The 11554-nt window shown below is 61.2% G+C and carries 7 protein-coding genes and 2 pseudogenes; 6 read left to right on the top strand and 3 right to left on the bottom strand.

The window, feature by feature from the left end:
- Positions 1 to 720: 720 nt before the first annotated feature.
- The gene (locus RSO01_RS43560; RefSeq protein WP_170303817.1) at positions 721 to 1497 is read left to right on the top strand and encodes a Hint domain-containing protein; all 777 of its coding nucleotides are present in this window, start codon (positions 721 to 723) and stop codon (positions 1495 to 1497) included.
- Positions 1498 to 1801: 304 nt separating this feature from the next.
- Complete coding sequence (locus RSO01_RS49300) at positions 1802 to 2002, top strand: hypothetical protein (protein ID WP_246159215.1); 201 nt, start codon at positions 1802 to 1804, stop codon at positions 2000 to 2002.
- A gap of 55 nt (positions 2003 to 2057) precedes the next feature.
- Here RSO01_RS49300 and RSO01_RS50160 read toward each other — a convergent pair.
- Positions 2058 to 2159 (bottom strand): annotated as a pseudogene (locus tag RSO01_RS50160) (hypothetical protein); the annotation flags it as partial.
- Between the two features lie 2057 nt (positions 2160 to 4216).
- On the opposite strand from RSO01_RS50160, the gene RSO01_RS43550 reads away from it, so the two are divergent.
- Entirely contained in the window at positions 4217 to 4633 is a 417-nt protein-coding gene (locus RSO01_RS43550; protein ID WP_147156866.1) for a nuclear transport factor 2 family protein, read from the top strand.
- A 1065-nt stretch (positions 4634 to 5698) separates the two neighbouring features.
- Here the strand turns inward: RSO01_RS43550 and RSO01_RS43545 are convergent.
- Complete coding sequence (locus RSO01_RS43545) at positions 5699 to 7249, bottom strand: peroxidase family protein (protein ID WP_147156865.1); 1551 nt, start codon at positions 7247 to 7249, stop codon at positions 5699 to 5701.
- 1908 nt (positions 7250 to 9157) lie between these two features.
- Positions 9158 to 9343, bottom strand: a pseudogene (locus RSO01_RS43535) (response regulator); the annotation flags it as partial.
- A gap of 396 nt (positions 9344 to 9739) precedes the next feature.
- On the opposite strand from RSO01_RS43535, the gene RSO01_RS48075 reads away from it, so the two are divergent.
- From RSO01_RS48075 to RSO01_RS48065, 3 genes are all read left to right on the top strand, one after another.
- A complete protein-coding gene (locus tag RSO01_RS48075; RefSeq protein ID WP_170303816.1) occupies positions 9740 to 9916 on the top strand; it encodes a hypothetical protein in 177 nt (58 codons plus the stop codon).
- Positions 9917 to 10330: 414 nt separating this feature from the next.
- Positions 10331 to 10540, top strand: a complete 210-nt coding sequence (locus tag RSO01_RS48070; protein WP_170303815.1) for a hypothetical protein — start codon at positions 10331 to 10333, stop codon at positions 10538 to 10540.
- Between the two features lie 16 nt (positions 10541 to 10556).
- Complete coding sequence (locus RSO01_RS48065) at positions 10557 to 11183, top strand: transposase (protein WP_170303814.1); 627 nt, start codon at positions 10557 to 10559, stop codon at positions 11181 to 11183.
- The last annotated feature ends 371 nt before the right edge of the window (positions 11184 to 11554 follow it).

The following is an 11554-nucleotide window of genomic DNA, read 5'->3' as shown; positions in this document are numbered from 1 at the left end:
GGCTCTAGGTAGCTGCCTTGCGCGTGCTGGGGATGTAGCGATGCATCCCATTCCAAGGCGCCGATAAGCTCCTGACGGATTGCATAGTCGTCCGGATGACCGGCAGCACAGGCATGCCTGGTTCAGCGCCTCCGCTTTCCTGTGAAGTCTGCTGAGCAAGTCGAAGCCTCCGTCTCTCCAGACGGCTGTATCGTGAAGCGGCAGGTACGCGATCAGCCAAGCTACAGCGCAACGCTCAAGCTGGGACGTTGGCCTGCGACTACACGAGACGCGCGAAGGTAGTAGTCCCCAAATGGGGACGGCGTGCCATCTGCGTCGCGTCAACAGCCCAAACGCCGTCGAGATTGCCGCCGGCTGCGACGGGGACCTGCCGGGCAGGGAGCTCGCTGCGAGCCGCTGACAGCACCACCGCGGCAAGTGTGACTAGATCCGGATCATTGGCATGCCGGTCAATTGGTTCAGCCGAGGTTGCCGCGGCACGACTTGCCGTGCCGGCTGGGCGCGCCCACCCCATGCGATGATGCAAGGCCGTCGACGCCGGGGACGCGGCTCATTCAGCGCGTTCACAATATTCTCATGAGCGTCTGTGCTAATCCGTTGTGTGTACTACTTTCGTGGCACCTCCAATGTCCTTGAATGCTTTTGTCTTCGCCATAGCCGGGAGGCCGTGCAGCGCTCAAACTTATTGAACTGATTTATGCCACTGGCTCGGAGGCCGAATTGAGCAGAACTCCAAAGATCGATCGTGCGCGGCGCAATGCTCTGAAAGCCGCCACGCTGGTGGGTGCGGTCGTGGCGGCCGGCGCCCTGAGCTGGCAAGCATCGGCTACCCCAGGCAACAACGGCAACGGCAACGGAGGCTGTGGCGTGGGTCAGCGGACCAACGGCTGCGGTGGTAGCGGCAACAGTGGCGGAAATTGCTTTGCGCGGGGAACGCTTGTTAGGACACGCGAAGGCTATCGGCGGATTGAATCCTTGGCAGCGGGTGACGAGGTTGCGGTGCGTTTTGGCGGCTTCGTGCCGATCAAGGCAATGGTCAGCCACACCTTGAAAAGCGTGTCGGGCAAATGGGTTGACGAGTCCAACCTGCCGGTCTTCGTGCGGCGCGGTGCTCTGGGCGAGAACTCGCCTAATGCCGATCTTTGCCTCACGGCTCTGCATCCCGTCTTCGTTGATGGTTTCCTGATGCCAGTCGGCGAGTTGGTTAACGGGACCAGCATCATCTTCGAGGCGGCGGCTGGTCGGGATGCGCTCGACTTCTTCAATATCGAACTCGACAGCCACGACATCCTGGATGTGCAGGGCGCATTCTGCGAGTCGCTGTACAGAGCGGAAACTGAACGCTGTGCGCCGCTATTACGCTTCACTGGTGGCCGCAGCCAGCTTCGGTCGCGCTTGCGTAGCGTGGCGTCAGCCGTAGTCGATCGGCGTCAGCCAATTGACATCATTCGCGACAAACTGGAGGAGCGCGGGCACCGCTTTGCGCGGGCGGCTTAAGCCCTTCGGTTGCTGTTGATCAGGCAGTGACCGCTCGGAGCCGCGCTAACGGGCCGCTTCATTTCTGGCGAGGTGAATGCGGCACGACGCGCCGGCCGGCGTAGAGCAGACGGCCATCCTGGGTGTAGTAGCCTAGGAGCAGCGCGCCGATGCAAGATAGGCTGCCCTCGGGGTCAGTCCGACAACCACGAATTCCTCGCGGTTGAGGCACTTCGACTTCGTCCAGATCCCGCTGTCACCAGGGGCAAAGGACCGATCGGCGCGCTTGGAGATGGCGCCCTCGAGACCAAGTTGCAGGCCGGAAGTGCGGACCATCACCGGCGACAGGGTTTGTGTAGAGAACGCCGTCTATCTTCTTTCGGAAGAGGCGTTTCAGCTTCGCCTTGGCCGGTCGAAGAGCGGCAGCTGCTGCGCCGAGCTCCTGGCCATTGAGGAACAGGAGATGAAGGCCAAGAAAACAGCTGATTGGTTTTGCCCGCGTCCCTCGCCGCCTGCAGGCAGCTGAAGACGGGCACGCCGTGGACATCGAGGGTGCACAGCTCACCGTCGATGTAGGCGGATTTGACCGGGAGCCGCTGCAGCGCCTCGACCGCTCGGTGCGACCAGTCTAGACCGGTGCGAGTCAACAGCGTGGCCTTGCCGCCATCGATTCGGGCGTGCATCCGGTAGCCGTCGTACTTGATCTCATGCAGCCAGCCGTTACCGTCGGCGCCTCGTCCACCAGGCGCGTGAGCTGCGGCTTGATCCACTCAGGCGGCTTAGCTGTCGGACTCGCGGAGGCACTGAAGCACAACTGCATCAGACTTCATCAATGATTGCGCCCGCGCCCTTTGCTATGTGGCGCGTCCCTTGGAACAAGGCGGTATCTCGCAGGTACCCTGCAAGCAACTGCTATGGGGGCCGGTGAATACCCGCATTTACTCCGGGGTGTCGGCCGGTCAGCCGGCTTGTCTTAATTTTTCGAACCTGAAAGTGGTAGAATCGATGCCGCGGAGAACGAGCCTGCCTCCAGATCATCTCGGACTGCTAACTTGTCCCATCGGGTATCTGATCCCGCTTCCTCCGAAGGCTTGGATGCGGCTGCCAGTCGGCGCCACACTGCAGCAGACGCCAGCATCCCGGCCCTCTTATCCGGAAGGTTAGTGATGCCCGCTGTGCGTTCGCACGCTTCCGCGAGATGCAAATAGAGTTCTTTGGCTCTCATTTTGGCCTGCCTCGTCGCGAGCGCCGCGACAAATCCTACAAAATGGCGAGGCTCTTGGGGCCTACCCTCGGGATGGCCGCCAGTTCGCAAGAATGCGCTGAGTTCAGGTCATCCATTTGAAGGAATCCCGCAATTGCCAGAGCCTGGGCCAAGCCTTCGACGCCAGCCAATACTCGTCGAACGACGAGGGATTGTCCCTGATGTGAGACATCGCCCTAATTCCACTTATGAGTGGACCCCATACGCCCTCTCTAAGGTAGGGATTGCAGCTCGAGCCAGAGACGTTGCGCGACCCATCGTGGGTCATGAAAGTATTGTTGATAGCCGGCCCCCACGGTTCAGGGTTGGGAGCTTCTGCAAATGGCTGACCTATGCCTACTCGCACCTTCAGACGAGGCGGCCCACGCTGGCCCAACACAATTGCCAGCGCGAGGCGGCCGCCGAAATCAGCCCCCGCCACGCCCCGGTCGGATGGTTTCGGAGGCATAGCGTAAGTCGCACCGATTACGTCGACCTTAACGCGGACCCAAAGCGCAAGGGGACCTCACGAACACGTTATTGACACCCCGGACTGTTGCCCTCCAGTGGCACACTCCGGGCAGCCAGCGAGCCCCAGCTCCCACACATAGCGGCCAAGGCCTAGCTGGTCAGGTTCCGGCCCGGTGCCTTCCATTCCCACACACCCCATCCTGGGAAGCCACAGGGCCGCAACCGACATGCACCTGCGAGATAGTTGTTCTCGAGGGAGGACATGTCCTTCGGCGACGCATTAATCGTGCCACACGCGTGAGGGATCTCGGGCGCATTGTTGGTAGCTCTTTGCGGCGGGATCGGCGCGGGTCTGGCGGGGGCATTTCACACACTTACGAAGTGCGGTCATTGTTGCCTCCGGTGAGCGCTGCCAGCTTGGCTCTGAGGGCCGCTCTGCGCTCGGCGAACGAAGGGCTTCTTTTCTTGGCCTTGGGCTGGGGTCTGCCGAACCCGCGGTGGCCTCGATCAGCTAGACGCCGAGCTTGCGTGCTTGTTTCGCGGAGATGAACACGTGATGGTTTTGTAGCCCGAAACTGGCCGTGGCAGGGTCCAGCATGATCGCGAGGTGGATGTCGCCATCGCTTGCTATCGTCACCTGAGGCGCACGACAGCTGGGCGCAGGACCATGAGCTTATCGAGGAAAAGGCCTTTCATGAGGAAACGATGGGTTGGCTTAGCGCACGATCGTACCGCTGTGCCCCGATGTGGCTTTCTGATGAATCGATTAACTGTGCAGTAACACGTATCGGTTCGCCGCCAGGCCGCACGCTACCCTCGAGCACGTAACGCACCCCGCGTTCGCGGCCACCCCGTCGAATGTCGGGCGATTTTCCCTTGTACGAATGACTAGTCGGCGCTGCTCACGAGACAATGGCCGCCTCCTCGTCTGTGATCGTAGAAGGGCTTCGAATTGCCATTGTCCTATCGCACTATCGCCGCTAGGTCTTTCGCTCATACAACCAAAAGCTGAAGAGGAGATGACCGATGGTTAACATGCTCGATACCGCCAAGAGCTTCTTCACCGCCTGCGAGACCGGCAAGGGCTGGGACGGCTGCAACGCCTATTGCACGTCGGACGCCACCTTCTCCGCCGAGTCCGGCCCGCTCCTCGAGGTGAAGACGCTCGCCGGCTACGCCGACTGGATGAAGGCGATGTTCACCCCGTTCCCCGACGCCCGCTACGAGCTGAAGTCGTTCGCCGCCGACCCCGAGCGCAACAATGTCTCGGCTTTCGCCGTGTTTCACGCCACCCACACCGGCCCCGGCGGGCCGGTGCCGCCGTCCGGCAAGTCGCTCAAGACTGACTATGTCTACGTGATGCAGTTTAAGGGCGACAAGATCAGCCACATGACCAAGATCTGGAACGACGGGCTGGCCCTGAAGCAGGTGGGCTGGGCCTAGTGCGCCCTGCCACGCCGTCACCAGACGGTTTGCCAGAAGGCTGCGCGCCTTCAGGCGTGAACAACTGGGCGCGAGCGATCATGGGCGCCCATCAAGCGAGTCGATAGTCAGCAGAACCCCATGACCACTGGGGGCCCGACCCTAGTGTGTGCCCCGACCTACGATACCGCGCCCCGGGTGCCTACATTGATGGCATGACACTCTGCGTGCGGTTTCGTGCGGTTAACGGCGCCAATCCGACCTTGAACGTGAACAGCTTGGGAGACATCCCGCTCAGTTCTATTGCGGCGGGGCTGGATCATCTGGCATCGACAAAGTGCCACCCTACATGATCGGCGTCGATCAGGTGGTGACGGTTTCCTACCCGCAGCAGCGGCACATTCCGCCGTCTCGACCTGGCGCCAATCTTGCGGCAGGCCGTTACGGGGCGTGTCGGTGGTCGACTTCACCAACCTCCCGACGAACGTCAACAGCCTGCGAATTGAATGGGAGGTGAAGTCCGCGACGAACGGCTCCAACATTGGCCTGCAGACCTATGGCGCCGATGGCAACCGCGGCAGTGGTGCTAACGACTATTCGTGGTGGTCCGAAACGGTGAACACCTCACCCGCGGATGGCATATCGTCCGACACCACCTCGGACGCAATCGTTCTCCCTGCCAGGGTCAGTAGCGGGGCCGCTGGTTGCGGTGGCAGAATCGACCCTCCAGAACATTCAGGCGGCCACCTACGCCAAGGCCATCCTCGTGACCCACTACCTTGAAAGAAACCGGGACCAATGGTATCGGCATTGTCGGCTGTGGCCAGCGCCTTGAGGCTGACCGTCACGATGGTTACTCCCTCTAAGCGACTGGCTACGGAACCGCATTGGGCAAGCCAAAGGTTCTCCGCAGTCCCTGATCCGCAGGATGCGCGTCATATGGATGTCAGCATCTACGACCGCGGTCGGCTTGAAGCTTAGCGTTGCTGGCGGCAACATGGAGCCAAGTGCCGCTAAGGCGCGTCGGAACTACTGGGTCAGCCGTCTTGCCGGCCGCCCAGTAGCCTCGACTCAGCTTAGTCGGACTTAGAATGTCGTGATGCCGTCGATCGGACTGATGTCGCCGACGAACCGCAGCAGGTCCGCCATCGTAAAGGTGCCCGCCTTTTGCGAGGGAAGATCGGGCTTCCACGACGGGCCCCTTTGCCACAGGTAGGACTGATGGTCGCCGTGCACCAAGCCGATGAAGACCTCCGCGAGCAGCGTCGCGCCAACCGGCCCAAGCCTCTCGCCGCCGCCGCGCACCTGCGCCTCCTTGAGGATGTAGTACCAGAGCGGTGTCTGCAGGTGTAGGCCGTGCTTTTCCGCCACGGCGCCGTCGGGCCCCTGGGCAATCTCGTCTGGCGTCAACGGTTTCCTGATCCTCATGGCCGACGCGATGTCCTGGCCCGATGGAAGACCAAGCATTACGCCCCGGCGAAGATTGCGGAAGGGAAGGCTGCCGCCGTCGCCCGGAAGTTCGTGCAGTTGCGGCACGATGAACGGATCGATCTTCCGCGTGACCCCGAGCGGCACGTCGGCGGGATTGGCCGCTGGCGCGAAGTCGTAGAATCGCCGCCAATCAATGATCCAGTTACTGGAAAGGACCGGGAGGGGCAGCGGACCTGGTGCCGGATTTGGTGCGAGGTCGCCGATGATGTTACCCGATAGTCCCGTGAACTGAAAAAGCAGGTCAAGTGTTGCGATGGTGACACCGCCGCCGGTGAAGATGCGGTTGTGGCTGTAGGCTTGCCGCACCATGCTATGCCCCAGGCGATAGATTGCCCCTGAGAACTCAACCGGCATGTAGGGCACCTTCCTGAATCGGTAGAAGCGGCGTCCTTCATGAAGGATACGGGCAACGATGCCCGGCTCAGTCAAACGTTCGACGAAGTCGTGCAAGACCATCCATTGGTAATGCCACGTGACGATCTGGCGAGCCTCGGAGAAAATCTGGCCGGCCGACTTGCCGCCGCCTGCGATCCTGTCGCAGACCTTGTTGTGGAACTTCAGCATCGCGAGATGGGTCTGGGCGACCAATAGGTTCTCGTCGTTGCGATGGTCGCCGATAAGGGCAAAACCTTCGGGGCTGCGCGGAAGGTCATTGCGGTGGTCGCCTGTAACACCGCCCAGATCGACATTGACGGTCTTGCCGATCAGGAACTTCGGCCCCGGAGTCTTGCCGCTTCCCGTCGCCGAGTCGCGCGCATAGAGCTGCCGGCTGCCGTCGGGACCCAACCCATAGATAGAATCAAGATCGAGGGAGGGCGTACGGAAATTCTCGGTGGCCAGTGGATCCGCTTGCTTCTCGCCGATCGAGGTGAGATCGAGGGTGATATCGTGGTCGACGAACTGTCCCAGATAAGTGAACCCGGCTGGGATCTTGGAATCGCCCGCAGGGTCAGCCGGGTTGGTATCCTTCATCGCATCGGCCAGTTCCTGCAACGCGGCATCGCCGACGACCAGTGGCGTCAGCGTTGGCAACATTCGGCCAAACATTCCGGGATCGTCATGGCCGGACAATGTGTCCAGGAACTCGCGCGAGGGTTTGCGGCCGGCCAAACCGTGGCCGGGACTGACATTAACTGCGGCTGCCATTTCTGCTCCTCTTCGCTTGAGGACGCGGCGTTCGTTTCGAACAACGCGCCGAAGACATCCAGCCAACGGGCCGAGTGCCGCCTAGTGCACTATGTGTGCAGAGGTGCGAGAGGCTGTATCATAAGTAGTAAAGAACTCTTGTGTTCAACCTGTGATTGAATCGTAAGGCTGTCTACGACTATGCAATCGCCCAATCGAGACATGTGTAGTCTTTCGCACAGACGCTCGTGAATTCCTTTAGATTTGTGCCGGGAGCAGGATTTGCCAGTGCCCTCGCTTAGGGAGACGACCAGCGAGGGGGCCATGAGGGCGAGTGCGGGCTTTCGAGATTTTTGCGACCCAATCATGACGTCCCTACGGCCGACTCTGGAGAACGCGTGCGAGCGCGAGTTGCAAGAACTGCCTCCCAAGCTTACGCTGCCGGTTGCGCTCAAGTCCCTGTCGTATCCGACGTAGGGTGCTGCCGCAGACTCAAATCAAGGTTCTTTGGTGGTACCGCTTCGCCAACGTGGCGGTGTTCCAAGACAGCGCCGACGCCCGCGATTAGAATTGAGAGCCCGCGATCGGATCCTGCGCGCCCGCTTACGGCTAGACTCGGAGGAACTTCAAGCTCTTCCGAGCCATCAGCTGCCGTCTTTACCGCGGAGGCAAGTGAGTGGCCCGCGACGCCACGGTGTTCGATGCGTTTGGCCTTGGCGGTGGCGAAAAGAAGGGCGCGGTCCACTACAGTGAGCAAATATCAAGCGCGTGTCCGCAAATGCGGCGTCTGTAATGGTGCCGGCCGCTACTACCCAATAGACGAGGGTCCTCTACAGGAGTGTCAGATTTGCAACGGGCTCGGACTGTTGAAAGTCAAGAACGACCGGAGTCTTGCACCTGGCAGATCCCGGGCCGTCAAAGTTGGCCTGCCGAACGGCGCCTCCTCGTCGAGCAGAGCCGTCTCGCTTGATAGCCCGCCGGCCGAATGGCAGCGACCAGGCTGCAAGCGCTGATTGAAGGCCGATGGATCGGCTGCCACGAGAAGGACCGCGACTGTTACGGCTGAGTCGTTGCCATGTGCAGAAGCTGCTAGCGCTGAAATCCTATAGCCGACTATCAAGGAGACTTTCATGACCCACGATGGGTCGCACAACGTCTCTGGCTCGAGCTGCAATCCCTACCGTAGAGAGGGCGTAGGGGCCACTCATAAGTGGAATTGGGGCGATGTCTCACATCAGGCGCAAACCTTCGTCGTTCGAAGAGTATTGGCTGGCGTCGAAGGCTTGGGAGCGTCAAGGGCTTCCGCTTAGCACTGGCCGAGCTTTGGCCAATGCAGGCTTCCTCAAAGTGGAAGACCTCTACTCAGCTCAGGATTTGGAATTGGCGGCCATCCCGAGGGTAGGCTCCAAAAGCCTTGCGATCTTGCATAAGTTAATGGACCAGACGCAGGGACGCCCTTGATTGCTCTTGCCCCTGAGATGCGGGCGGCTCCACCCGATGGCATCCCTCCCCGTGCGGTGGGTGGGTACCCCGCAAGCCCGGCCTCAGAGCTTGGGATCGCGCCAACTATAGCCAGCACGCGCGACATTCTTGATTTCTGAAAATCCAGGATCGACCACGCGAACTTTCTCCGAATCCGCTTTATGGTCGAACGGACGTTTGACATGTAGCCACGCGCGCCGCTGCCGGCGACGAAGCCGGCGTAATGCACAGTGTCGTAGATGGCGCGGTAGGTGTGGAGTTTGCCTTTCCTCGACACAAGCAGAGTCACGACCTTGTACTCGGCGATGGTTAAGCCGACGTCGTGCCCTCGCCAGAGAGCGCGCGCCGTGTCCCGGTGGAGGGCGAGCGCGCCATGAACTTCGACCTGCGCATTGACCTGGGCTGGCGTCGCGCCAGGGCTGTCGTGCTGGCGCTTCCCCTCGATGATCAGATGTACCGATGGGCGAGCACATCCATGCCACGGGCCTTGTCGACGAAATCGATCGCGCCGTGATCCAGCGCCTGCAGCTCATGCTCCGCCTGGGAGTGTCCCGTGAGGAAAACGACAGGTAATTCGTTACCGTGCTCCTTAAGGGTACTCAGCAGCTCGAACCCTGACATCTCCGGCATGGCCCAGTCGAGAAGGCGCTATTTTTGCTTCCAGGCCATTGTTTAGAGCATCGAGGAAAAGACCCGTCGGCAAAGCACGAGACCGAAAATCCCCGGTCACTGAGGTCGCCGGACAGAACTTCGCGATAAAGGTCGTCGTCATCCACCAAAACTACATCTGGCACGTCGCGCGTCCCTTTCCACGCGGGAGCCGCTGCAATGGCAGTCAGCGACACTTGTCATGCGGGATGGGCTGGGAAACCCCTCTCATTGAGTCTAGCAGGTGTTATTGCATGGTCAGTGAGCATTCTTGCATACCTGCTCGTAAAGGCGTCGCAGGCTCGGGGGAGGCAGGAGGGCGAGCCGAATTAGCGGGCCCACCACGCGCGCGTGCGCTGTCTGGACCGCCCCAGAACGATCATGAGTATTTCCCAGATCGCTCCGCCCGCCGCGCTCGTGCTCGCGCTCGAGATGGCCGCCGAGCGCAAAGACGCGCTAGACGTTCGCCGGGCCCCTGGGTGCCGCACCATGGCCTTGGAAGAGCTCGACAAGGTGAAGGCAGTGCTGAAGCGCGAAGCGCTGGACCGGTCCAGTTGACCGATCCGCCATTAGCCTCTCAGCGCCCCGCTTCGGCGGGGCGTTTGCTGTCAGGCCATTGGCTCGTTTGCAGCCGGTGTCGACGGCGCTTGTTCCGTTTGAGGATTGGTCGCACGACCCTGCCGTGAAGGACGAGCACAAACCCGGCGGCTACAGCCAAGGCGCCAGCCCCCATCATGCAAAGCAAGAAGATCTCGAACGGACTAAGCGAGAAGCTATCGACTATCGGTTTTCCCCTTGCGCCAAAGGCGCGGCCGCGCGTCCAGAAACCGCCCCACACTGGCTTGCGGAGGGTGTGGGGCCTGACCGCTGTACCTTAATTGGTCTCTATTGGGGAAGAACAGGAGGCAGCGGCTGGTGGCAGCATATGTCAGGCCCGCAAGGTCCAGGCCCAGACCGTGGGAGTTACCTCCAGTGCGCCGGTGGCCTTCAGCACTACAGCCGATCCTGGCGGGCCGGGAAGAAGTGGTGCGGGGGCGCCTGGAAGCGGTCAAGGACACGACGCTCGAGGAGCTGTGGAGCTGGCTGCTGCAAGAGCACGGCATCAGGATCTCGATCGGTGCCTTGTGGAACTCGTTGGAGCGAATGGGGCTGCGGTTCAAAAAAAAGCGCACACGCCACTGAGCAGGATCGGCCGGATGTGCAGGCTGAGCGTGAAGCTTGGCGGGAAGCCCAGCCGGAGCTCAATGTCGGCACGCTGGTCTTCCTCGACGAGACCTGGCTGTCGACCAATATGGCGCGCCGCTATGGCCGCTGTGCCAAGGGCGAACGGCTCAGGGCGTCGATCCTCTACGGGCACTGGAGGACCACCACCTTCCTGGCCGGCCTCTGCCACGATCGTCTGGTCGCGCCGCTGGTGCTGGACGGTCCGATCGACGGCGACAGCTTCCGAGCCTATGTCGAACAGTTCCTGGCGCCGGTGCTGCGCCCCGGACAGGTCGTGGTGTTGGACAACCTGTCCAGCCACAAAGTGGCTGGCGTGCGCGAAGCCATTGAAGCCGTCGGCGCACGCGTCTTGTACCTGCCGGCGCTACTCACCCGACCTCAACCACATCGAGCAGCTCTTCGCCAAGCTCAAAGCACTGATGAGAAAGCCGCCGCCAGAACCCTCGACGATCTATGGCTCGTCGTCGGCCAGTATGAAAATGCTCTAATGCGCTCCTTCGGCCTGTGTCGCCAGACGTGCCGTGCACGCGCATTCATGATGCAGATAACGCTGTACGCGATCGGCTGGGCATCGACTACAACCCCAACATCATTCCCGTGACCGACGCCCGAGCGAATCGGCTTCAACGTGGGATGCGGCTGGCACGGTGGCGTCAATGGCCATGCCGGGCGGGATCGTGGCCCGTGGTGCAACAGCGCCTGTTGCGGGGGCCTGCGAGTCGCCACACCGACCTATCGCCAGACGGTCGGGCAGACCTTGGCGGCCAATCCTGGCCTGCAGCTTACTGCGAACGCGGCTGGGAACCTGACAACTGGGTTCACCGCAACCGCGTATCTGGGCCGTGGTGCCGCGTCTGCGGTGCCCGTAGGCTACGGCACTTAGGTCAATATTACCCCTACAGATTTAGCCCGAAATCTCAGTCGCGCCCTTTCAGACGATAGCAAACAGTTTGTGACCACTATCCTCTGGGA

It is taken from the genome of Reyranella soli, assembly GCF_007992495.1.
GTDB lineage: Bacteria > Pseudomonadota > Alphaproteobacteria > Reyranellales > Reyranellaceae > Reyranella > Reyranella soli.
Note: the sequence above shows the minus strand (reverse complement) of the source record. Positions and strands in the feature narration are given on the sequence as shown.